Origin of the sequence: Cupriavidus sp. SW-Y-13 (assembly GCF_009793345.1) — a bacterium.
Classification (GTDB): Bacteria; Pseudomonadota; Gammaproteobacteria; order Burkholderiales; family Burkholderiaceae; genus Cupriavidus.
The window spans coordinates 2299142-2321814 of record NZ_WHLX01000001.1; the positions used below are offsets into that span (position 1 = coordinate 2299142).

General features: G+C 64.1%; 19 protein-coding genes. 7 read left to right on the forward strand and 12 right to left on the reverse strand.

Annotated elements, in window-relative coordinates:
* Positions 1-41: 41 nt before the first annotated feature.
* The 3 genes from GA566_RS10240 to GA566_RS10250 all read right to left on the reverse strand — a co-directional run bounded on the left by GA566_RS10240 (position 42) and on the right by GA566_RS10250 (position 3565).
* Entirely contained in the window at positions 42-1643 is a 1602-nt protein-coding gene (locus GA566_RS10240) for a rhodanese-related sulfurtransferase (protein ID WP_160472683.1), read from the reverse strand.
* Entirely contained in the window at positions 1640-2266 is a 627-nt protein-coding gene (locus tag GA566_RS10245) for a cysteine dioxygenase (RefSeq protein WP_137924232.1), read from the reverse strand. The genes GA566_RS10240 and GA566_RS10245 overlap by 4 nt, the downstream gene beginning before the upstream one ends.
* A gap of 90 nt (positions 2267-2356) precedes the next feature.
* Entirely contained in the window at positions 2357-3565 is a 1209-nt protein-coding gene (locus GA566_RS10250) for an acyl-CoA dehydrogenase family protein (protein WP_160472684.1), read from the reverse strand.
* 182 nt (positions 3566-3747) lie between these two features.
* On the opposite strand from GA566_RS10250, the gene GA566_RS10255 reads away from it, so the two are divergent.
* The 5 genes from GA566_RS10255 to GA566_RS10275 all read left to right on the forward strand — a co-directional run bounded on the left by GA566_RS10255 (position 3748) and on the right by GA566_RS10275 (position 9088).
* Positions 3748-4839 carry an LLM class flavin-dependent oxidoreductase gene (locus GA566_RS10255; protein ID WP_160472685.1) on the forward strand — a complete coding sequence of 364 codons (1092 nt, stop codon included), beginning with the start codon at positions 3748-3750 and terminating at the stop codon, positions 4837-4839.
* A 43-nt stretch (positions 4840-4882) separates the two neighbouring features.
* Positions 4883-5893, forward strand: a complete 1011-nt coding sequence (locus GA566_RS10260) for an ABC transporter substrate-binding protein (protein ID WP_137924235.1) — start codon at positions 4883-4885, stop codon at positions 5891-5893.
* Positions 5894-5906: 13 nt separating this feature from the next.
* Positions 5907-6944 (forward strand): ABC transporter permease, encoded by a 1038-nt coding sequence (locus GA566_RS10265; RefSeq protein ID WP_137924236.1) that lies wholly within the window; start codon positions 5907-5909, stop codon positions 6942-6944.
* Positions 6938-7726 carry an ABC transporter ATP-binding protein gene (locus GA566_RS10270; RefSeq protein WP_160472686.1) on the forward strand — a complete coding sequence of 263 codons (789 nt, stop codon included), beginning with the start codon at positions 6938-6940 and terminating at the stop codon, positions 7724-7726. Before GA566_RS10265 ends, GA566_RS10270 begins: the two co-directional genes overlap by 7 nt.
* Positions 7727-7885: 159 nt before the next feature.
* The gene (locus tag GA566_RS10275; protein WP_160472687.1) at positions 7886-9088 is read left to right on the forward strand and encodes a cytochrome c; all 1203 of its coding nucleotides are present in this window, start codon (positions 7886-7888) and stop codon (positions 9086-9088) included.
* Here GA566_RS10275 and waaC read toward each other — a convergent pair.
* Together waaC and GA566_RS10285 are read right to left on the reverse strand one after the other, a co-directional pair.
* Positions 9020-10051: a lipopolysaccharide heptosyltransferase I gene (waaC, locus tag GA566_RS10280; protein WP_137924239.1), complete on the reverse strand. Its 1032-nt coding sequence runs from the start codon at positions 10049-10051 to the stop codon at positions 9020-9022. The two genes, GA566_RS10275 and waaC, sit on opposite strands and share 69 nt — an antisense overlap.
* A 132-nt stretch (positions 10052-10183) precedes the next feature.
* On the reverse strand, positions 10184-10792 hold the full coding sequence (locus GA566_RS10285) for a cysteine hydrolase family protein (protein ID WP_160472688.1): 609 nt from the start codon (positions 10790-10792) through the stop codon (positions 10184-10186).
* A gap of 90 nt (positions 10793-10882) precedes the next feature.
* Here GA566_RS10285 and GA566_RS10290 point away from each other — a divergent pair, with 90 nt between their 5' ends.
* Both GA566_RS10290 and GA566_RS10295 read left to right on the forward strand, forming a co-directional pair.
* Positions 10883-11743 carry a LysR family transcriptional regulator gene (locus tag GA566_RS10290; RefSeq protein WP_137924241.1) on the forward strand — a complete coding sequence of 287 codons (861 nt, stop codon included), beginning with the start codon at positions 10883-10885 and terminating at the stop codon, positions 11741-11743.
* 250 nt (positions 11744-11993) lie between these two features.
* Complete coding sequence (locus tag GA566_RS10295; RefSeq protein WP_137924242.1) at positions 11994-13979, forward strand: diguanylate cyclase domain-containing protein; 1986 nt, start codon at positions 11994-11996, stop codon at positions 13977-13979.
* A gap of 18 nt (positions 13980-13997) precedes the next feature.
* Here GA566_RS10295 and GA566_RS10300 read toward each other — a convergent pair whose 3' ends face one another.
* The 7 genes from GA566_RS10300 to GA566_RS10330 form a co-directional block, all read right to left on the reverse strand.
* Complete coding sequence (locus GA566_RS10300) at positions 13998-16148, reverse strand: TonB-dependent siderophore receptor (protein WP_160472689.1); 2151 nt, start codon at positions 16146-16148, stop codon at positions 13998-14000.
* A gap of 331 nt (positions 16149-16479) precedes the next feature.
* Positions 16480-18210, reverse strand: coding sequence for an ABC transporter substrate-binding protein (locus GA566_RS10305; RefSeq protein ID WP_160473273.1), 1731 nt, complete (start codon positions 18208-18210; stop codon positions 16480-16482).
* 127 nt (positions 18211-18337) lie between these two features.
* Complete coding sequence (locus GA566_RS10310; protein ID WP_137924244.1) at positions 18338-18646, reverse strand: DUF2160 domain-containing protein; 309 nt, start codon at positions 18644-18646, stop codon at positions 18338-18340.
* 9 nt (positions 18647-18655) lie between these two features.
* Complete coding sequence (locus tag GA566_RS10315) at positions 18656-19486, reverse strand: carbohydrate ABC transporter permease (protein WP_160472690.1); 831 nt, start codon at positions 19484-19486, stop codon at positions 18656-18658.
* Positions 19479-20372, reverse strand: coding sequence for a carbohydrate ABC transporter permease (locus tag GA566_RS10320; RefSeq protein ID WP_137924246.1), 894 nt, complete (start codon positions 20370-20372; stop codon positions 19479-19481). Before GA566_RS10320 ends, GA566_RS10315 begins: the two co-directional genes overlap by 8 nt.
* Positions 20369-21478, reverse strand: coding sequence for an ABC transporter ATP-binding protein (locus GA566_RS10325; RefSeq protein ID WP_160472691.1), 1110 nt, complete (start codon positions 21476-21478; stop codon positions 20369-20371). Before GA566_RS10325 ends, GA566_RS10320 begins: the two co-directional genes overlap by 4 nt.
* Position 21479: 1 nt before the next feature.
* A complete protein-coding gene (locus GA566_RS10330; RefSeq protein WP_160472692.1) occupies positions 21480-22598 on the reverse strand; it encodes an ABC transporter ATP-binding protein in 1119 nt (372 codons plus the stop codon).
* Between the last annotated feature and the right edge of the window lie 75 nt (positions 22599-22673).

Below are 22673 nucleotides of genomic sequence, written 5' to 3' on the forward strand. Positions count from 1 at the left end.
CATTGCACGGGACGCCTTCATTCATTGCATCACGTTCGGCGTCAGACCACTTCGAAGAAGTGCGTCTTGTCCCGATCAAGCTGGGCGACCAATCCGAATTCCCAGTCGAGGTACGCCTGCATGGCGGCCGCTGCGTTATCCGTGCCTTCGTACGGACGGCGGTAGCGGTCTGTGCGGGGAACGGAGAGGTTGGTTTCACCCTGCTCCACCGGATAGCCCGCGTCGGCCCACGCTGCGGTGCCGCCTTCAAGTACGAAGACTTCTGACGATGTGAGTCGTTGCAGGTCGATGGCAGCGAAGCGCGCGAGCAGGCTGGAGCCGCATGTCAGCACATAGCGTCGTGCGGGCGGAATCGCCTGCAGTGCCTGCTTCAGCTGGGCGCGGATGGCGAACCATGCGCCGGGGATATGGCGCTTCACGTAGTTGGCGCTAGCCGTAACATCGATCACGGCCACGTCGCCTTCGCGGAGCCAGCCGGCCAGCGTGGCGGGGGCGATGGTTGCGACCTCGGGTGCAGCCGGACGCTGGGCGGCAGGTACACCGCGCTCGCTGCGTCGCGCATCATCGACCGGCTCCACGACATAGACTTCCCAGCCCATCTGCGCGAGCCACGATGCGCTCATGTCTGCGCGCACACCATCATCATCGGCCAGCACAATACGTGCGCCGCGCACGGGTGCCTGGTGATCGGTTTCCTGCACGAGCTGGCCGCCCGGTGCGCTGGTGAAGCCTGGCAGGTGGCCGTCCGCATATTCCTCGGGTGTCCGCACATCAAAGCGATAGACGGTGCGCTCCGGTGAATCCAGCGATGACAGTGCATCGAATGCGATGCGTCGCACGCCAGCACGGCTGGCAATCGCGCGTGCACCTTCGCGTGCCTGTGCGCGGTTCGCGGGATCGATCTCCACGGGTGCGCGGCGGCTGGCGCCATGCGAGAGCTTCTGTCCCGCCAGCTTCCAGCCGATAGTGCCGTTGCGCAGCGCAGCCACCGGATTCGGAATGCCCGCGTTGACCAGCGATTGCGAACCGATGATGCTGCGCGTGCGGCCTGCGCAGTTCACCACCACCTTGGTCTTTGGGTCCGGTGCGAGTTCGCGGATGCGCAGCACCAGTTCCGCGCCCGGCACGCTTGTGGATGTGGGAATGTTCATCGTCTGGTACTCGTCGAAGCGTCGCGCATCGACGATCACCACGTCAGCCTTGCTGTCGATCAGCGCCTGCACTTCCTGCGCGGACAGCGATGGCGTATGGCGCCTGGCCTCCACCAGTTCCCCGAACGACTTGCTGGGCACGTTCACGTCACGGAATACTTCGCCGCCCGCGGCAATCCATGCAGCCAACCCACCATCGAGCAGGGACACATCCGTGTAGCCGAGTTCGCGCAGCTTCAATGCCGCATGCGGTGCGAGATCCTCGCCATCACGCTCGCCGTAGATCACGATGCGGGTGTCGCGGCGCGGAATACGTGTCCAGGCTTCCAATTCAATCTTCGACAGCGGGAAGTTCGCAGCCCAGAGCGGATGCTCCTGCGCGAACGGGTCTTCCTCGCGCACGTCGATCAGCGCGATCTCGGTGCGGTCGAGCAATGCCTGACGCACCGCGAGGCTGGTCGTGGTCGGAAACGTTTGGGTAGTGGCAGTCATGACGCGATGGGGTCCTTGGAGCGGTCCCACGGATTGGGCAGGGTGGAGTTGGAATAACCGGAGATGAAGTGCTTGGTGCCGCCCGATTCCGGATAGACATGGCGGCGCACCGCGCCGATGTTGGCGCCGTACACATGGATGCTGATCGATACGCGGTCGTCGAACGCGTTGTGGACGCGATGGATGTCACCTACGGTTGGCGATACCGCTTCCACGTGACCGGGCTCCAGCCGAACGGCGTCGCCATGCGGACGTGGCACGCCCTCGGCATCGATTGCATACGGCTGCGAATACTCGGCACCGCGCAGCATGCCGATCAGGCCCCATACCGTGTGATCGTGGATTGGCGTGCGCTGCCCCGGTCCCCAGACGAAACTAACGATCGAGAATCGCTCGGCCGAATCGCAGTGCAGCAGCACCTGTTGGTAGTACTCGGGATGGGGTTGCGCATAGGCATCAGGTAGCCAGTCGTCGCGGGCCACCAGGCGCGCGAGCAGTTGGCCGCCTTCGTCGAGGATGCGCGCCTCGTCGGGCTGCTGGTCGAGCAGCGCCGACAAGCCGGTAATGAAGTCGCGCAGCGGCGTCAGTGTCGATGTCTGCGCAGTGAGCAATGTCTCAGCCATGTCTTGTCTCCGGAGCACGTTCGCCATCTGTGGACGAATCGCCCACAACCTTAGCACGAAGGCGCGCCCGTTGTTGCCTTGCGGATGTCCTCACAAGCCCAGCGCCGTGCGGCCGGCGGCGGTCAGGATGGCGTCGTTCTGCGGGGTATGGATGCGACTGCAGAGCACATCGCGATAGTGCCGCTCCAGCGGATTGTTGCGGCTCAGGCCATGATTGCCCGAGAGTTGCAGCGCCAGTTCCAGCACCCGGATCGCATTTGATGTCACGGTGAACTTGAGCAGGCCACCGTCGCTGACCGAGGGCGGTGTGCCGTCATCGGTACGCGTCGCAGCATCGTCGAGCAACACCGCGTTGGCGCGCAGCAGCGCGGCCATCTCGCCAATCGATTCCTGCACGCGCGGCAGCGTGGCCAGCGGTTTGCCGAGGCTGCCCGGTGCGCGTTCCTGCACGAACTGGCGAATCCAGTCGAAGCCTGCGCGTGCCACGGCGTCGTAGAGGCTGCCGAGCAACGTCACCATCCATGCCTGCTGGTCAGTATTTGCGTCGATATCGGCCTGGCTCGCCCCTGCTGGTGCCCACGCCTCCGGCGCGCGGATATCCACGGCGTTCTCGAACGGAATCCATACGTCTTCGAGCACCGTCTCGTGGCTGCCCGAGGCACGCAAGCCAAGATGGTTCCAGCTTTCGATCACGCGAATACCGGGCGTCTCGGCGTCGGGCTTCGGCACAAGAAACATGCCAATGCGTGGCTCCGGTTCGTGCGTACGCGCCCATACGGCCAGCCAGCGCAGCGCCGGAATGCCGGTGGTGTAGAGCTTGTGGCCGCTCAGTCGCCAGCGATCGCCCACGCGCGTGGCAACGGTGCCCGGCAATCCACCGCGCGACGGCGATCCCAGTTCGGGTTCTACCCGCAGCGAGTTGATCAGCGCGCCCTCCTCCACGGCGCTGCGCAGCACTTGCTGGCGCACGGCTTCCGGCCAGCGCGAATCGGCACGGCCGATGGAGCGGTGCTGCAGGTAAGTCATCGTCAGGACCAGCGCCGTGGCGGGGTCGCCGCCAGCTACGGCGGCGATGATGCGTCGCGCCTCGGCCAGTCCCGCACCAGCGCCGCCATGGGCCAGCGGCACGGTATGGGCGATCAGGCCATATTGGTGCAGCAGCGCAAAGTTGTCGTGCGGAAAGCTGCCATCGGCATCGTGGGCCGAAGCAGTGGAGGCAAAGCGAGCGGCCAGTTCGGCCAGCACATCGTCCAGCCGCGCGGCGGGCGTCGGCAGGCGGTGCAGGGATGACGCAGACATGGAGTTCCTTGGGGGAGCAGATCAATCGCCACATAGCGTACCGCCGCCCCTCGCCCCGGAAAACGACGCATATCGCATATCGAGCGACGGTTTTTATCGAATAAGGACCGGCGTTTTTATTCGTTCGGGCGCACGGCCCGCAGGCGTACGTTCTTCCCATTTCACGCACCAGGAGAAAGGGCATGAGCGTCGACTTCATCGGGATGATCCAAAGCCAGAAGCAATCCGAGATCCATTCGCCCACCGGGCCCGTGGTCGATCGGGATTACGTGCGTGCCTTTGCGCAGGCACACGAGCAGGCCGGCTTCGATCGCGTGCTGGTGCCGCACCACTCCACCGGCCCATCGGCCACGTTGACGATTGCGTACGCCGCCGCTGTCACCGAGCGCATCCACTTCATGCTGGCCCATCGGCCCGGCTTCACATCGCCCACGCTGGCTGCACGGCAGATCGCCACGCTCGATCAGTTCAGCGGTGGCCGGCTCGGCGTGCACTTCATCTCGGGTGGTTCGGACGACGAGCAGAAACGCGATGGTGACTATCTCGATCACGATCAGCGGTATGCACGCACTGACGAGTATCTCGGCATCCTGCGTCGCATCTGGACCGAGCCGCAGCCGTTCGATCACGCGGGCGAGTTCTACCGATTCGAGCGCGGGTTCTCTGAAGTGAAGCCCGCTCAGCGTCCGCACGTGCCGATCTATTTTGGTGGCGCCTCGGAAGCTGCACTGCAGGTGGCTGGCAAACATGCCGATGTCTACGCGCTGTGGGGCGAATCGCTCGACCAGGTGCGCGATCTCACGACACGCGTGCGTGCCCAAGCCGCGAAGCATGGCCGCGAGGTGCGCTTCTCGGTGTCGTTCCGTCCAGTGCTCGCCGAGACCGAGGACAAGGCATGGCAGCGCGCCGACAGCATCCTCGAACGCACGCGAGCGCTGCGTGTGCAGGCCGGATACAGCCGAGGAGGTCCGCAACAAAGCGAAGGTGCACGCCGGCTTCTCGCGGCGGCAGAACAAGGCGACCGCGTCGATCAACGCTTGTGGACGGCCATCGCGCGTGAGACCGGCGGACGTTCGAATTCCACGGGTCTCGTTGGCACGCCCGAGCAGGTAGCCGATGCGCTGCTGGCTTACTACGACCTGGGCGTCACCACATTCCTGATTCGCGGTTTCGATCCGCTCGAAGACGCCATCGACTATGGCCGCGAACTCATTCCGCGTGTGCGCGAACTGGTGGCCCAGCGCGATGCGGCATCGAACAAGCGCGCCGCCTGATCACATCCAACATCACCCACAACAAAACGGGGAGCGGGAAATCATGAGCCAATCGACATCACCCGACGCACGGCGCCGGCAACTGCTGCGCGCAGCCGGCGGCGCCGCCATCGCCGCACCAGCGCTGATCCTCGGCCGCCAGGCATGGTCGGCGCCGCGCAAGGTCACGTTCGCGTGGAACCAAAATTCCTTTTGCCTGACACCCATCGTCGTGGCGCAGGAGAAGGGCTTCTTCGAGAAGAATGGGCTACAGGTAGACCTGATCAACTACAGCGGCTCCACGGACCAGTTGCTCGAATCGATTGCAACAGGCAAGGCCGATGCGGCAGTGGGCATGATCCACCGCTGGCTGAAGCCGCTCGAAGCGGGCTTCGACGTGAAGATCATCGGCAGCTCGCATGGCGGTTGCGTGCGGCTTGTTGGCGCAAAGGCGGCGGGTGTGACCAACCTGCAGTCGCTCAAGGGCAAGACCGTTGGCGTGAGCGATCTCGCCGCACCGGGCAAGCACTTCTTCACGATCCTGCTCGCGAAAAATGGTATCGATCCGGATCGCGACATCACCTGGCGCCAGTACCCGGCCGACCTGCTCGGCGTGGCCGTCGACAAGGGCGAGATTCAGGCGATTGCCGATGGCGATCCAAACCTCTACCTGCTGGAGAAGCGCACCAACGGCGCCTATATCGAACTCGCGACGAACCTGACCGGCGAGTACGCGCGCAAGGTCTGCTGCGTGGTGGGTGCGCGCGGCGAACTGGTGCGCAACGATCGCCCCACTGCTGCCGCACTGGCGCGCGCCATCGTGCAGGCCACGGACTACGTCAACGAGAATCCGAACGAAGCTGCCAAGGTCTTCGCCAAGTACTCGCCCAAGATCAGCGTCGAGGATCTGCGCAAGCTCTATGCGACGCTCACCTATACGCACCATCCCACCGGCGTGGACCTGCAGGAAGAAATCGCGTTCTACGCTGGCGATTTCCAGCGCATCGGCGTGCTGAAGAAATCCACGGACGTGAAGCGCCTGGCGCAACATGTCTATGCAAACGTACTGGCCTGACGGGGTAACGCTCATGACGACGAGTCAGCAAACCATCGACACGCCCTTGCTGCAAGGCACGCCAGCCGCCACGCGGCGCGTGCCCGGCAGTGCATGGCCCATCGGCATCGTGGCTGCAATGGCATGGGCCGCGTTCGGCGCCATCACATGGCGCTGGCCCAACAAGGTGGCGGGCTTCACGGACTGGGCCTATACCGAGGAACTCGGCATTGCCGTGCTCGTCGTCGCGGGTGCGCTGCTTGCTGTGGCGCTCTTCGGCGGCTACGTGCCTGCGCTGCAACGCTTTCGCGAAAGTTTGCGCAAGGCCGGTCCGTGGCTGATTGCGCTCCCTGTGATCCTGGCCGCGTGGGAAATCCTCACGGCCAAGACCGCGTCGCTGCCCACGCCGTTCTTCGCGCCGCCGCAGGCATTGATCGAAGTCTATGTCGATGACTGGCGACGCCTGGGAGACAGCGTGCTCAACACGGTCAAGCTGCTCGGTCTCGGTGTGGCGTACGGCGGTGTGGTCGGCTTTCTGATCGGCGTGTCGATCGGCTGGTCGCGCCGCATCGGTTACTGGGTGCATCCGGTGCTGCGCGTGCTGGGGCCGTTGCCATCCACCGCACTGTTGCCGCTCACGTTCTACTTCTTCCCGTCGAGCTATTCGGCGGCCGTGTTCCTGATCGCACTGGCCACGGCGTTTCCCGTTGCGGTGCTGACGTGGTCCGGCGTGGCGGGTGTGAACAAGAGCTACTACGACGTGGCGCGCACGATGGGTGCATCGGAATGGTTCCTCGTGCTGCGCGTGGCGATTCCGGCCGCGTTGCCGCAGGTATTCGTCGGCCTGTTCATGGGATTGGGCGCATCGTTCTCCGTGCTCGTCACCGCCGAGATGATGGGCGTGAAGTCCGGCCTCGGCTGGTATCTGACCTGGGCGCAAGGCTGGGCCTCGTACGTGAACATGTATGCGGCGCTGATCGTCATGGCGTTGCTGTTCTCGGGCGTCATCACATTGCTGTTCACGGTGCGCGACCGCGCGCTGTCGTGGCAGAAAGGAACCGTCAAATGGTAGCGGTTGTTCAAGACACCTATGCTTCGGCCGGTGCACGCATCGATATCCAGTCAGTGAGCCATGCATTTGGCGATGGCGATGCGCAACTGCCCGTGCTCGATAGTGTGAATCTGCAAGTGGCACCCGGTGAATTCGTGGCATTGCTCGGTCCCAGCGGCTGCGGCAAGTCCACGCTGCTGCGACTCGTGGCGGGGCTGGAGACGCCACTGTCAGGGCAGATCCGTCAGGACGATGTGCCGATCGATCGGCCCGACCCCTCGCGCATCGTCGTGTTCCAGGACCCAACGCTCTACCCGTGGCGACGCGTGCGCGACAACGTCGCACTGGGTCTGCAAGCGCGCGGACTGTTGCGCCGCGAAGGCCATCGTGTGGATGCCGCACTGCGACGCGTGGGCTTGGAAGGATTCGCGCAAGCGTTTCCGCATCAGCTCTCGGGCGGCATGGCGCAGCGCGTGGCGCTGGCGCGTGCGCTCGTCAATGATCCGCGCCTGCTGGTGCTCGACGAACCGCTCGGCAAGCTCGATTCGTTGACGCGGCTCGCCATGCAGAGTGACCTTGTGGATCTCTGGCAGCGCGCCGGTTTCTCGGCGCTGCTCGTCACGCACGACGTGGAAGAAGCGCTGTTCCTGGCGCAACGCGTCATCGTGTTCAGCCAACGCCCCGCGCGCATCACCGCCGAGATCAAGGTGGATTTACCCTACCCGCGCCACCGTGGCGATCCGCGCCTGACCGAACTACGCCACGAGGCGCTGCGCCATCTGGGTCTCGATGCAAGCTGGTAAGCCGGTTGTTCCGCGCGTGACTGAACATTGCGATCTGGTCGGCAAGCACACCCTCCTGCCCTCTCCCCCGCCCCTCTCCCGCACAGCGGGAGAGGGGCGACAACCACGAGTCAATGGAACGCCTTTGGACGACTCCCCTCTCCCGCGAGTGGGTGAGCCATGAGCGCGCCACCTCCGCAAGCGTGGCTCAACGCACTACTGACGCTGTTGCAGCACGCCCAGTCGGGTCTGTTGCAGCTGTGGCACGGGCTTGGACTCACCGATGAAGTGCATGGCCAGCCCGCATGGCCGTGGGCGCGACGCATTGCTGGCGAAACACTGCTGATCGATCTCGGTCTTGCGCGGCAACTGGCGTGGAGTCTGCTCGCGGTGGCCTTCGCACTGCTTTGCGTGGTGCTGGCGCTGCTATGGCGTCGTCGTCGGCTGGCCTGTCTCGGCGCAGGTGCATTGGCACTGGTGATCGCGCCGTGGCCTTCGCCTGCGCTGCTGCTGACAGCCGCTGCGCCGACGAGCTTCCATCGCAGCCCGACCCAGTTCTCCGTCGATGCAATTGCCACGGGCGCGCGCATCTACGCGACGCACTGCGTGGCATGTCATGGCGACGATGGTCGCGGCGAAGGGACGCAGTCGGCGCGCTTATCCACCTGGCCACCGACCTTTGCGAGTCCGCTGTTGGGTCGTCGCGCCGAAGGAGAACTGTTCTGGCATATCGTGGCTGGCATGCGCGACGCGCGGGGCCGCATGACCATGCCCGCCTTCGGCAACGATATCGATGACACGCAGACCTGGGCCGTTATCGACTACCTGAAGACATTGGCTGCCGGCACTGGCGCAGCGATGCAAGGCAACTGGCCGATTCCACTGCAGCTCCCGAATGTATCCATTCAATGCACGGGAGCGCCGCCCCGCTCGCTTGCGGACTGGCGCGGCCAGCAACGCGTGCGCGTGGTGGCATTCGATGGCGCGGCATCCACGCTGCCGCTGGAAGACCCGCGCTTTGTCACGCTGCTGGTGACGCGTGATGGGCAGCCGCTGGTCGATGTGCCGGCATTCCGTGCGGGCTGCGTGGCTTCATCGCGCAATGCTTGGCAGGTGTTTGCCCAGTTGGCGGGTGTCGATACATCGACACTGGCGGGCACGGCTTTTCTTGCGGATCGCAACGGCTGGTTGCGCGCGCGAAGTTCAGGCGGATCAGGAAAGCAAAACGAATGGGGTGAGGACGACCTGCTCTGCACCGCAGGACAGGTCGCGCAAATCACGCAGATGGCGCGGAAGACGTCGCAACCGGATGGACTAACCGCCCTGCTGCTGCGAATGGATGCCGAGCCCGTTCGCTTCGTGCAGGGCGGCTTTGTTCACTGATGCCAGCGTCACGCTGTCGATCGCAGCCAGCACTTCATCAACCGAAGGCGGCTTGCCGTTGTCGCCCACAGACACGGCATGGCCCGGGCGATCCACGCCGAAGTGCGGACGCGATGTCGCGGTGAACAGCATCACGGTAGGCTTGCCCAATGCATCGGCCAGATGCACGAAGCCGGTGTCCATGCCGACGACGAGCGACGAGGCATCCACGCGCTGCGCGCACTCGGTGATCGACATGCGCGGCAGCACTTCCGCATTCGGAATCGCGGCGGCCAGCGCCTGCGCTTCGGCCTGCTCCTTGGGCGAACCCCACGGCAGTTCCACGCGATAGCCGCGCCGCGCCAGCACGTGGCCAATCTCTACCCAGTTGGCCTGCGGCCATTTCTTGATGTCGAGCGACGTGGCATGGAACAGCGTGGCGCGCGGCACACCGTCCGTATGAAGCGGCACGGCGGGTGCAGGCACATTGAGTTCGGGCGTCTCTTGCGGCTCGATCTCGTATCCCAGCGCATTGGCCACCACCATCCGCATCTTCTGGCGGCAGTTGGCGTCGCCGTGCGGCCCGTAGATCTGTGTGTAGGCAAACACGGCTTTCGACTCGCCGAGGTATTCCGCCGCATAACCGAGGCGGCGCGGCGTGCGGGCCAGGCGCGCAACAATCGCACTCTTCATCACGCCGTGGACGTCGATTGCTACGTCATAGCGTTCGCGACGAAGTTCGCGCACTGCGGAGAGGATGCCGCGCAGGTCTTTCCATTTGCGGCCGTTCTTGTTGAACTGCCGCAGCGGCGGCGCGATGACGCGATCTACACCGATAGCCCAGCGCGGAATATCGGCACATGAGGCGTCAACCGCCCAGTCGATCTTTGCCTCGGGATAGGCACGGCGCAGGTCGTGCAGCAGCGGCAGGGTGTGGACCATGTCGCCCAGCGAGGTGATCTTGATGAGAAGAATGCGCTTCATGAAAGGGCCGGCGTTTCTAGTTGTATGCAAACCCGGCCATCCAGCGGCCGGGTTTTTCGAAGGCGCTAGTATGCCCGACCCGGCGAATCCAAAGAAACTGCGAAGATGTATCGGCGCCCTGATTGACCCGTGCTACTTCGACCACACCGACGCATCCTGCACCACCGTCGCAAAGCGGTCGTTGAGCGCGGCGAGCGTGTAGCGATGCAGATCGGCCGCCGATAGCGGATCACCGCCGAGCGGGTCCGGCAGATCGCGCGTGGCACAGCCGGATGCGACCAACGTCACGCGATAGCCATGGTCGAGCGCCGAGCGCACCGTCGCGCTGATGCACATATGCGTCTGGAAGCCAGCCACGATCAGTTCCCGGCGTCCAATCGCCTGCAGCCGCGCCGCGAGATCCGTACCGGCAAAGCTGTTCGGCAGGCTCTTGACCAGCGTCTGCTCGCCCTCGGCAGGTTCCAGACCGTCGATGATCTGCGCGTGGATGCTATCCGGATCGAACGCCCCGCCGGCCTTGCCGTGATGCACCACATGGATGACCGGGGTGCCGTGCTGCCGCGCCAGGGCAAGCAGCGCGCCACATTCGGCCACAGCCTCAGGCATGCCCGTCAACGGCAGCTTGCCATCCACGTACTCGCGCTGATGGTCTACCAGGACCAGCACCGCCTCGGACCAGGCGGATGGCTTGCGGCTGGCGCCAGCGGCGTCGAGCAACGTGAAGGGTGCGGCAGCGGTCATGGTGGGTTTCCGAGGTAGTGTGCGGTGACTATGCAGGCATCGTAGAGCGCGCTAACCTGTGCGCCAATTCCCCACAGACTCACACTTACCGTGCAAAAAAGCACAATTGCCTGGGACGACCTGCTAACGCTGTCCACCCTGATGCGAGCCGGCAGCTATTCCGCCTGCGCCCGCGAACTCGATATCACCCATGCCACGGCCATCCGGCGCATCCGGCGGCTGGAGACCGCGCTTGGCAAACCCGTGGCGACTCGCGCCGACGGCAGCTTCGTGCTCACCGCCGCAGGCCGCAATGCACTGATTGCCGCCCGACAGATGGAAGAATCGGCCGACCGGCTGATCCGCGAAATCGAAGGGGTAGGTACCGGCGTGTCGGGCGTGGTGCGCATTGCCTCCACTGCATCGCTGGGCAGCATGGTCCTGACGCCCCGGCTGCCGGCGCTCTATGCGTCGAATCCCGAGCTGGAGGTCCGGCTGGAAGTGGACAACCGGGTGACAAGTCTTGCCAAGCGCCGCGCGCACATTGCCGTGCGGCTTGCGCGTCCGCAGGAAGACACCATCGTCGCGCAGCGCGCCGGCACGATGCATTTTGGGCTCTACGCGCCCTCGGGCATGTCCACCGCCGTGGCCGAGTCGCGCGATACACCCATCTGCGGCCTGCTCGATGAAGGTTTCGCGCTACCCGAAGTGGAATGGCCACAGGCGCAGGCGCGGCGCCTCGCCTTCCAGTCCAACAGCTTCTTTGCCGTGCGCGAGGGCGTGCGCGCCGGCCTTGGCGTCGCCCTGCTCCCTCACTATCTGGGCGACAAGGAACCGGGGCTCTGGTGTGTGCGCCCTGTGCCGGAAGTGATCCGCGAGATCTGGCTGGCCTACCCCGTCGAGTTTCGGGGCGCGTCACGATTCCGTCCCGTGATCGACTGGCTGGCAGAGACCCTGACTGCTTGCCCATGAACACCTGTTTCAGACGGGTGTCGCATTGCTGCAACGACGCGCCGCATGCGTCACCCCATGTGGTGAGCCGCACGCGAATGACTCGTTGACGCCGCTCAATAAGTTGCAGTTCTGCTACGCTTCCACCCGGCTGCCGTAGAGGTTCGAACAGATGGGCAGGGTCGTTGCACAAAGCCCAAAGGCAACCGAGAAACGGGTCAGTGCGCATAAATTCAAGATGCGTTCCATGCGGCACTCATTGAAGTACAGGATGGCAATCGCCGCCGCAGCGGTCGTCACGCTCGTATTCGTGGCGCGCTCGGGGTTTTCCCAGTACTACGCTTACACGCGGCTGAACGAGGTGGTTCAGGCGCAGCAGGACACACTGGTCAGGCTCATTGCCGACCAACTCGACGAGAAGCTCGAATCGCGCGCCGTGGTGCTCCGCCGGCTCGCACGGACGCTATCGCCTTCGCTTGACCAGTCCCCCGCCCAGTTGCTCCGTCTGGCTACCGATACGGTGGACATGCCCGAGCATTTCAACGCCGTCTTCCTCGTCCGGCCTGATGGGAATGTGGTCTTCAGCACGGCCGTCCCCCTGGACAAGAAGGTATCCGTCTGGGAGCGCGACTATTTCCAGAACATTGTGCGCGGCGCCGATTTCGCGGTGTCGGATCTGCTGCAAGGCAAGCACACCAGTTCGCCGGGCGTGATCCTGGCCGTCCCGCTGCGCGATGCGAAAGGCGCACTGCGTGGCGTGGTCGGCGGTGTGCTGAACCTGTCCGCCGACAACTTCCTGCGTGAACTCGCCCAACATCGCGTGGGCGTTACCGGCTATTACTGTCTGGTCTCGGCAGGCCCGAATCCAAGATATGCCATGCATCCGGATACCTCCCGGGTGCTGAAGCCTGCGCTGGCCATCGGTGAAGCGTGCGGCGCCGAGCAGCCCGAGTCGCGCTGGGAAGTCCTGTCACCGGTCCAACCCGTCGTGGCACGCCGCCTGCTGGAATCGAACGGCTGGGAAATCATCTCGGTGCTTCCGGCCGCCGAAGCCTACTCGCCGCTGTTCGAAGTCAGGCATCGCGCGATTGCTGTTGCCCTGGCATCGCTCGGCATCGCGGCGCTGCTGATGTGGCTGATGATCCGGCGGCTGCTGGCCCCGCTCGAACACCTGCACCGCACCGTGCGCCGCCTGTGCGAACAGCCTGCGGCCGTGGCCGATCTGCCAGTGGAGCGCGATGACGAGATCGGCGAACTGGCCGGCGCATTCTCGGAGGTCATGTCGCAACTGTCCGAGCGCGAAGCCGCGCTGAAAGCCGCCAAGGACAGCGCCGCTGCCAGCGAGAAACGGCTGGAGGCGATCGCCAACCACGTGCCGGACTTTGTCGCGTTCATTGACGCCAGCGAACGCTTCGTCTTCGTGAATCAGGCTTTCGCGCTGCACTTCGGGCTACCCGCCGCGCAGATCGCGGGGCTGTCGCTGCGCGAACTCTGGGGCACGGCCGAATACGTGGCCTACCAGCCATTCCTCGAACAGGCGCGCGCCGGGGACCCGGTCACCTTCACGCGCGAAGCCACCGATGGCACGGCGTGGGAAGTCACGTTCCAGCCCGCCTGGAACGATGCGCAGGACGCAACGGCGACCCTCGCTGGCCTGCACATGTTCTCGCGCAACGTCACGGGCGAACGGCAGAAGCTGCGCTCGCTCGAAGCCCAGACCTTGTCCGATCACCTGACTGGCTTGCTGAACCGCAAGGGCTTCGACCGCCGCCTCCAGGAGATGATGGCGCGCGCCGACGCCAATGGCCACCGCGCCGCCCTGCTACTGGTGGACCTCGACGACTTCAAGGCCGTCAACGACACCCATGGTCACCCCATCGGCGACCAGTTGCTGATTGCATTCGCCGAACGTCTTCGCGCTTGCGTGCGCACTGGCGACGCCGTGGCGCGCATCGGCGGCGACGAGTTCGCGATCATCCTCGATAACGTACACAGCCAGAACACCGTGGAGCGCATCGCCCATACGGTGGTGCACGCGGCGCTGCGCCCGTTCGAGATCGACGGCCGCCGCCTGGTCTCCACGGCCAGCGTCGGCAGCGCCATGCACCGCCCCGACCAAGGCACCTCGGTCAGCGAACTGTTCATGCGGGCGGACATGGCGCTCTACGAAGCCAAGCGGCATGGCAAGGCGTGTCATGCGGGGAGCATCCACGCCGTAGAGACCTCGGCGCTGATCGCCGCCGAGGTCCAGAACTGACCCGGTATCCGATACCAATCAGAACCGCATCGACGCATTCATCATGAACGTACGCGTCGATGCCGGCAGCACAAAGCCGTCGTAGGTGGTGGTCCAGTAGCGGCGGTTGAACACGTTGTTCAGTGTGGCGCGCACGGTTAGTTCCTTGCCGGCCGCGCGTGTCGTGTAGCGCGCGCCCAGGTCTGCCGTGGTGTACGACGGGATCTGCTTGGTGTTGGCCGAGTTCACGAACATTGCGCCGGTCACCTTGGCGCCGGTCCACAGCGTCAGCCCCGGCAGGACCGGGGTGTCGTACTCCACACGGCCCGTGACGATGTAGTTCGGTGTGGCGAACACGCGGTTGCCGTTGACCTTCGGGTCGTCCACGTCCCTTGTCTTGGTGTTAAGCCACAGCACGCCGCCTGTCAGGCGCAGGTCGCGGGTCACGCGCCAGAAGCCGCTGGTATCCAGGCCGGTGAATTGCTGCTTGCCGTCCTGCACGAAATAGTTCGAGAGGTTCGTGTACGCATAGCCTTTTTCCACGCGAAACAGTGCAACATTGGCGCCCCACTTGTTGCGCTCGGTCTTGAAGCCCAGTTCGTACTGGCGGCTCTTGAGCGGTCCGAAGGTCTCGCCGGCGTTCAGCGTGGTCTGGCCTGCCGAGCCGCCCGGCTCCAGCGATTCCACGTAGCTGGCATAGGCCGTCGAGAAGTGGTCGGTCTTGAACATCACCGCCGCCGTCGGCGTGAACGGATTTGCGCTGTAGCGGGATGTCTGTATCGCCTGCGGGTTGTACTTGTCCTGCGAGAACATGTTGTAGCGCACGCCCGCCAGCACCGACAGGCGTGGCGTAATCTGCATGGTATCGCTCAGGTACACGGACTTCTGCTGGATCTTGTAATCGCGATACGGGCTGTAGTCCTTGCCGACGCCAGGCTGCTCGGGCAGCAGCACCGGATTGAACAGGTTGTTCATGCCCATGAAGACGCCACGACTGCCGGGGCCGCTATCGAGTTCCTGCACCTGCGACTGGTAGCCCATGCCGGCCACGATGTCGTGCTTCAGCCTGCCGGTCTGGAATTTACCCTGCACCATGGCGTCGTACGCCTGATAGTAGTACGCGGTCTTCCAGCGGTAGTTGGTGTCTGCGAAATTGCCCGCGTCGTCCGTCACCCACAGGAAGCTGTCCGCGTTCAGGCGGTTCTGGCGTGCGAAGCGATATTTGAAGCTCGTTTTCCAGTTGCTATTGATGCGGTAGTCCAGGCCGGTGCCCACGGTCAACGTATCGGTTTCGTGCGACGACCACGGCTGCGCCAGGTTGCGCGCCACACTGCGCGCAGCGGGAATCTTGTCCGGGCCGAAGGCCATGGCGAACAGCGTGCCTTGCGACTTGCGCTTCCAGTACATGACATCCGCGTTCCACGTCAGATCTGGCGTGATGCGGAAATCGGTGGCCAGCGAGAACGTCTGGCGGCGTACGTGGACATTGGGTTCGTTGGTGTTGCCGTCCTCGTTCACGGCGTTGATGCGGTAGCCAAAGCGGCCGTCATTGCCGAAGCGGCCACCGACATCGAGCTTCTCGCTCCAGACGCTGTTGATCTGGTAACCCAGTGTTACCTCGCGCAGCGGCTTGTCGGTGGGCGCCTTCGTCACGTAGTTGATGATGCCGCCCGGCGAGCCGAAGCCGTACATGAAGCCGGTCAGCCCTTTGAGCAGTTCCACTCGTTCGAACGGCTCCAGCGGGACATCCGAGTCCCAGCTCATGAAGTTCTGGCCGTTGACCTTGGTGCCGTCGAGCATGTCCACGCGCATGCCGCGCACGGCGAAATACGCGTTCTCGTTGCGTGCGTTGTCGCTGAGAACCTGCACGGCGGGGTCGAATTTGAACACGTCGTTGGCGGTCTGCGCCATGCGTTGCTGGATCTCGTCGCTCGACACGGCATTGACCGAGAATGGCGTGTCCACGGCCTTGCGCTCGCCGAGCGCGCCGCTGCTGACCTGCTCGACTTTTTCCGCCTCGCCGGTCCGCTCGCCGACGACGGTTGTCGTCGGCAGCGTGTGGGTGTTGGTCTGCGCATGGGCGGAAAGCGAAATCGTCATCCCCAGTACGGCGGCAGCGACGGGCGACAGGACGGCAGACAGGCCGGACGCGCGAACGGCGCGTCCGCGAGATGGACGGTGCGAAGACATTGAAACTCCCGAAAGTTGTGAAAGACGCCCGGAGGTCGACGCACGCACCAGCGCGTGCACCGCCTTCAGGTCAATGCGAATAGTTCGCGTTTATAGCCCGGGGTCGGGAAGCCCCAGGCTGCGTCAGGTCAACGTCAGGCCAACAAAGGCCGCTTTGTTGCCGGTGTCCAACGACGCTGCGGTGCACCGCGTCGATGTCGATCACCTTTGCGTCCGCCGCTTGATCAAACCGAAGTCGCGATGTAATTCGCGCAAAAATTGTCAGCGCAAAAAAACGGCGACGCCATGGGCGCCGCCGTCCGCACTACCTATCTGAAAAATCAGAAACTTCCTAGCGCACCTTCCCTTCCTTCCAAGCCTGCAGAAGCTTGTCATAGGCGATGGTCTCGCCCTTCGGCTTCTCGTTGTCGAGCTTCTTCCACGGGGCGTGTTCCGATGACAACCACTTGTTCGGGTCACCCTTCGGGTTGAGCTTCGGCGCGCACTGTGCCATGCCCGCGCGCTGCAGGCGGGCCATCACCTGGTCCATTTCCTCGGCAAGGTTATCCATTGCCGCCTGCGGGGTCTTTTCGCCCGTGACCGCCGTGGCCACGTTCTTCCACCAGAGCTGGGCGAGCTTCGGATAGTCGGGCACGTTGTTGCCGGTAGGCGTCCAGGCCACGCGCGCCGGGCTGCGATAGAACTCCACCAGCCCGCCGTACTTGGCCGCGTTCTTGGTCAGGTACTCGTGGTTGATATCGCTGTCGCGGATGAAGGTCAGACCGGTCAGCGATTTCTTCAGCGACACGGTCTTCGACGTCACGAACTGCGCGTAGAGCCACGCTGCGGCCAGACGATTCGGATCGGTGTTCTTGAAGAACGTCCACGAGCCCACGTCCTGATAACCGTTCTGCATGCCCTGCTTCCAGTACGGGCCATACGGCGACGGCGCCATGCGCCACTTCGGCGAGCCATCGGCATTGACCACCGGCAGGCCCTTCTTGGTCATGTCGGCCGTGAACGCCGTGTACCAGAATATCTGCTGCGCGACCTGACCCTGCGCGGGGACGGGACCGGCTTCTGAGAACGTCATGCCCATGGCCTGCGGCGGGGCGTACTTCTTCATCCAGTCGATGTACTTGGTCAGTGCATAGACCGCTGCCGGACTGTTGGTGGCACCGCCACGCGAGACCGATGCACCGACGGGCGTGCACTTGTCGTCGGCCACGCGGATGCCCCATTCGTCCACCGGCATGCCGTTCGGCAGGCCTTTGTCGGCGGCGCCCGCCATCGACAGCCATGCATCGGTAAAGCGCCAGCCCAGCGAGGGGTCCTTCTTGCCATAGTCCATATGGCCGAAGACCTTCTTGCCGTCGAGCTCCTTCACATCGTTGGTGAAGAAGTTGGCGATGTCCTCGTACGCAGACCAGTTCGTCGGCACGCCCAGGTCATAGCCGTACTTGGCCTTGAACTTGTCCTGCAGGTCCTTGCGCGCGAACCAGTCCGCACGGAACCAGTACAGGTTGGCGAACTGCTGGTCGGGCAACTGGTACAGCTTGCCGTCCGGCGCCGTGGTGAACTTGGTGCCGATGAAGTCCTTGACGTCGATGCCGGGATTGGTGAATTCCTTGCCAGCGCCGTTCATGTAGTCGGTCAGCGGCAGGATGGCGCCGTACCGATAGTGCGTGCCGATCAGGTCGGAGTCCGAGATCCAGCCGTCGTAGATGGACTTGCCCGACTGCATCGACGTCTGGAGTTTCTCCACCACGTCGCCTTCCTGGATCAGGTCGTGCTTGACCTGGATGCCCGTGATTTCCTCGAACGCCTTGGCAAGTGTTTTCGATTCGTACTCGTGCGTCGTGATCGTCTCCGAGACCACGCTGATCTGCGTGACGCCCTTGGCCTTGAGCTTGGCCGCCGCGTCGATGAACCACTTCATTTCCGCCTGCTGCTTGTCCTTGGCGAGTGACGAAGGCTGGAACTCGTTGTCGATCCACTTCTTCGCCGCAGCCTCATCGGCAAACGCAGCGTGGCCGCATGTCAGCGCTGCCGCAAAGGCCAGGGCCGACATCCCCAACTTCACGTGCTTCTTCATCAGTGTGTCTCCTCAGCAACCCCTCCCCGGATCTGTAACTGGGTTGCGGCCCCGGGGAGGGGATAAAGATCTCGCAGCCCATGACAGCGAATTCCTTTCTTGTGGTGACGTGCTGTTACCCCTTGCGCATCACCAGCAACAGCACCACGGCCGAGATGCCCGCGCTGATCCAGACCGACGGTGCCTCTGCCAGCCCGAACCATCCCTGCATCTTTTCGCCAAGACCCACCCATGCCAGGTTGATCCACGCGGCGATCATCAGGCCGATGAACAGTCGATCGCCGCGCGTAGTGGCAATCGGCAGGAAACCCTTGCGCTCCACCGTGGGCGAGCGCACTTCCCAGACGGTCATCCCGATCAGCATCAGCACCACCAGCGCGAAGAACACCGCCACCGGCGTGGTCCATACCATCCAGTTCAGCATGCTCTCTCCTTACACGCGGCCCATCGCGAAGCCCTTCGCGATGTAGTGCCGCACGAACCAGATCACGATGGCTCCCGGCACGATGGTCAGCACGCCCGCCGCTGCCAGCACACCCCAGTCCATGCCCGAGGCGGAGACCGTGCGCGTCATCGTCGCCACGATAGGCTTGGCGTTGACCGATGTCAGCGTGCGCGCGAGCAACAGTTCGACCCAACTGAACATGAAGCAGAAGAACGCGGCCACGCCCACGCCAGCCTTGATCAGCGGCAGGAAGATGGTCAGGAAGAAGCGCGGAAACGAGTAGCCATCGACATAAGCGGTCTCGTCGATCTCGCGCGGCACGCCCGACATGAAGCCTTCCAGAATCCATACCGCCAGTGGCACGTTGAAGACCAGGTGCGCCAACGCCACGCCGAGGTGCGTGTCCATCAGCCCCAGCGTCGTATAGAGCTGGAAGAACGGCAGCAGGAACACAGCGGGCGGCGTCATGCGGTTGGTCAGCAGCCAGAAGAACACGTGCTTGTCGCCAATGAAACGATAGCGCGAGAACGCATAGGCGGCGGGCAGCGCCACGCTGATCGAGATCACAGTGTTGAGCGCCACGTAGATCAGCGAGTTGATATAGCCCGAGTACCACGAGGCGTCGGTGAAGATGGTGCGGTAATGCTCGATCGTGAACGCGGCCGGCCAGAGCGATAGCGAGGACACGATTTCCTCGTTCGTCTTGAACGACATGTTCAGCATCCAGTAGATCGGGACGATGGCGAACAGCAGGTAGATCGTCAGGAACACGGGACGCCACCAGCCGGGACGCTGGCCCGGCAGCTTCTGGTCAGCCATGGGGCACCTCCTCCACACCCGCCGCACCCGAAGTGCCAGCGCGCTGCATCCAGTTATAGAGCACGAAGCACGTCAGCAGGATGATCAGGAAATAGACGATCGAGAACGCAGCGGCCGGCCCCAGGTCGAATTGCCCCACGGCCTTCTGCGTCAGATACTGCGAGAGGAATGTGGTGGCATTGCCGGGACCGCCGCCCGTTAGCACGAACGGTTCGGTATAGATCATGAAGCTGTCCATGAAGCGCAGCAGCACCGCAATCATCAGCACGCCGCGCAGCTTGGGCAACTGGATGAAGCGGAACACCGCAAAGCGCGACGCACCGTCGATCTGCGCGGCCTGGTAGTACGCATCGGGAATCGCGCGCAAGCCCGCATAGCAGAGCAGCGCCACCAGCGGTGTCCAATGCCACACATCCATCACGAGCACCGTGACCCAGGCATCCACCGCGCTGCCCGTGTAGTTGTAGTCGAATCCCATGCCGTCGAGCGCGGCGCCGAGCAGGCCGATGTCGGTGCGCCCGAAGATCTGCCAGATCGTGCCCACGACATTCCACGGAATCAGCAACGACAGCGCGATGACAACCAGCACCGCCGATGCCTGCCAGCCACGCGCGGGCATGGCCAACGCCAGCAGGATGCCCAGCGGGATCTCCACGCACAGCACCGCCAGCGAGAAGCCGAGCTGTCGCAACAACGCGTCATGCAGTTCCGAATCGCGCAGCACCGTGGCAAACCATTCTGTGCCCACGAACACGCGCCGCTCGGGCGAGATGATGTCCTGCACCGAGTAGTTGACGATGGTCATCAGCGGCAGGATGGCGGAGAACGCCACGCAGATCACCACGGGCAACACCAGCAGCCAGGCCTTCTGGTTCACGGGCTTCATGGCACCAGTTCCTCGTTGATATAGAAGCAGGTATGGCGGTTGAACGCCGTAAGCCAAGCCGTATCGCCGGGACGTAGCGCGGCGGCCTCCGTGCCGAGCCGCGCGCGGATCGTGGCGGGTTCGCCGTCGGGGCCATTCGCCACGGTGGCTGTCACCAGCCAGTACGTGCCGATGTCCTGCGCACGTTCCACGCGCACCGGCATCGCTTGCGGATGATCGGCCAGTGCGAGGTGCAGATATTCGGGCCGCACGCCGATCTTGAAACTGCCTGCCGCCTGCAGCGCGGCCAGTGTCTGCGGCGGGAGTTCAGGCATATAGCGCCGCCCTGCCACTTCGATGGCGCCGTCGCGCCATTGGCCCGGCAGGAAGTTCATTCCGGGCGATCCAATGAAGTGACCAACGAAGGTGTGCGCGGGCCGCTCGAACAACGCATCGGCGGACCCCACCTGCACGGCCTTGCCGCGCGACATCACCACCACCTGCTCGGCAAAGGTCAGTGCCTCGGTCTGGTCGTGCGTCACGTAGATCAGCGTCAGCCGGAACTCCTGGTGGATCTCCTTCAACTTGCGCCGCAGTTGCCACTTCAGGTGCGGATCGATCACGGTCAGCGGCTCGTCGAACAGGATGGCCGACACGTCCTGCCGCACGAGTCCGCGGCCCAGCGAGATCTTCTGCTTGGCATCGGCGGCCAGTCCGCTGGCGCGACGATCGAGCGACGACGACAGGTCGAGCATTTCCGCCACACGCCCCACGCGCTCGCGCACCTTGTCGGCGGGCACGCCGCGATTACGCAGCGGGAATGCGAGGTTCTCGCCGACGGTCATCGTGTCGTAGATCACCGGGAACTGGAACACCTGCGCGATGTTGCGCGCCTGCGGCGAGGCGTCGGTGACATCGGCACCGTCGAAACGGATCGTGCCCTGCGACGGACGCAGCAGCCCCGAGATGCAATTGAGCAGCGTGGTCTTGCCGCAGCCGGACGGGCCGAGCAATGCATAGGCGCCGCCATCCTCGAACGTAAAGTTCAGCGGCAGCAGCGCGTAATCCTCATCCTTCTGCGGATGGGCCACGTAGGAATGCGCGAGATCGAGATCGATGCGTGCCATGTCAGCCCCCCGATCCGGTCAGCGGCTGGCTGGCCACATCGGCCAGCGCACCCGGACGGCGCGGTGCGTGAATACGCTCGCCCGCCGCGTTGAACAGATAAAGCTGCCCCGGCTCGATATGGAGGGAGATCGGCGCGCCGAGCCGCAGGTCCTGCACCCCTGCGAACTGCGCCACGAGGTTACCAGCGGGGGTATCTGCGTGAACGAAGGTATCGGAACCGGACAGCTCGGCCAGCGCCACCTTGCCCGGCACTGCGATGCTGTCTGGCACCGCCTGCAGGCGCAGCGCGGCGGCGCGCACGCCAACCGTCACGGGTCCATCCGGGGCGCGCACCTCGGGCAATGGCACCACGATATTGCCGGGCAGCGTCACACGGCCAGCGGCCAGCACGCCTTCGATCAGGTTCATCGGCGGATCGCTGAATGCACGTGCCACGCGCAGCGAAGCGGGATAGTGGAAGACCTCGGGCGTGGGTCCGTATTGCAGCAGCTCGCCGGCATCGAGCACTGCGGTGTGACCACCGAGCAGCAATGCTTCGGCGGGTTCGGTGGTGGCGTAGATCACCGTGGCATCGCCCTGCGCGAACAGGTGCGTCAGTTCCTCGCGCAATTCCTCGCGCAATTTGTAGTCGAGGTTGACCAGTGGCTCGTCCAGCAGCATCAGCGGCGCGTTCTTGGCCAGTGCACGGGCCAGTGCCACACGCTGTTGCTGGCCGCCGGAGAGTTCCGACGGATAACGGTCGAGCAGGTGTTCGATATGCAGGCGCGCGGCCAGGGAACGCACGCGGGCCGCGATGTCGTCGCGGCTGTCGCGCCGCAACCGGAGCGGCGACGCGATATTGTCGAATACGGTGAGCGAGGGATAGTTGATGAACTGCTGGTACACCATCGACACGTTGCGCTCGCGTACCGGCACGCCGGTCACATCAGCGTCGTCGACGAGTACCCGGCCGGCCGTGGGGCGATCCAGCCCCGCCATGACCCGCATCAGCGAAGTCTTGCCGGCCTGGGTGGTGCCCAGCAGGATGGTGACGGCGCCGGGCACGGGGGCCAGCGACATCGGATAAAGATAGGCTTGCGACCCTACTTGCTGCGCAATGCCGTCCAGGCTGAGCTGCATCCGGTCTCCATGTTCTTGTGCTTGCAAAGCCACTTAGAAAACGGCGGCCAAGGCGCACTTTTTCATCTACCCCGC

Bases quoted from the DNA above. Each gene is read 5' to 3' on its own strand.
- waaC (WP_137924239.1), bottom strand. From the start codon at position 10,051: ATGAAGCGCATTCTTCTCATCAAGATCACCTCGCTGGGCGACATGGTC.
- GA566_RS10310 (WP_137924244.1), bottom strand. From the start codon at position 18,646: ATGCTGAACTGGATGGTATGGACCACGCCGGTGGCGGTGTTCTTCGCG.
- GA566_RS10240 (WP_160472683.1), bottom strand. From the start codon at position 1,643: ATGACTGCCACTACCCAAACGTTTCCGACCACGACCAGCCTCGCGGTG.
- GA566_RS10255 (WP_160472685.1), top strand. From the start codon at position 3,748: ATGAGCGTCGACTTCATCGGGATGATCCAAAGCCAGAAGCAATCCGAG.
- GA566_RS10320 (WP_137924246.1), bottom strand. From the start codon at position 20,372: ATGAAGCCCGTGAACCAGAAGGCCTGGCTGCTGGTGTTGCCCGTGGTG.
- GA566_RS10245 (WP_137924232.1), bottom strand. From the start codon at position 2,266: ATGGCTGAGACATTGCTCACTGCGCAGACATCGACACTGACGCCGCTG.
- GA566_RS10295 (WP_137924242.1), top strand. From the start codon at position 11,994: ATGGCAATCGCCGCCGCAGCGGTCGTCACGCTCGTATTCGTGGCGCGC.
- GA566_RS10315 (WP_160472690.1), bottom strand. From the start codon at position 19,486: ATGGCTGACCAGAAGCTGCCGGGCCAGCGTCCCGGCTGGTGGCGTCCC.
- GA566_RS10270 (WP_160472686.1), top strand. From the start codon at position 6,938: ATGGTAGCGGTTGTTCAAGACACCTATGCTTCGGCCGGTGCACGCATC.
- GA566_RS10265 (WP_137924236.1), top strand. From the start codon at position 5,907: ATGACGACGAGTCAGCAAACCATCGACACGCCCTTGCTGCAAGGCACG.
- GA566_RS10325 (WP_160472691.1), bottom strand. From the start codon at position 21,478: ATGGCACGCATCGATCTCGATCTCGCGCATTCCTACGTGGCCCATCCG.
- GA566_RS10300 (WP_160472689.1), bottom strand. From the start codon at position 16,148: ATGTCTTCGCACCGTCCATCTCGCGGACGCGCCGTTCGCGCGTCCGGC.
- GA566_RS10285 (WP_160472688.1), bottom strand. From the start codon at position 10,792: ATGACCGCTGCCGCACCCTTCACGTTGCTCGACGCCGCTGGCGCCAGC.
- GA566_RS10275 (WP_160472687.1), top strand. From the start codon at position 7,886: ATGAGCGCGCCACCTCCGCAAGCGTGGCTCAACGCACTACTGACGCTG.
- GA566_RS10330 (WP_160472692.1), bottom strand. From the start codon at position 22,598: ATGCAGCTCAGCCTGGACGGCATTGCGCAGCAAGTAGGGTCGCAAGCC.
- GA566_RS10250 (WP_160472684.1), bottom strand. From the start codon at position 3,565: ATGTCTGCGTCATCCCTGCACCGCCTGCCGACGCCCGCCGCGCGGCTG.
- GA566_RS10260 (WP_137924235.1), top strand. From the start codon at position 4,883: ATGAGCCAATCGACATCACCCGACGCACGGCGCCGGCAACTGCTGCGC.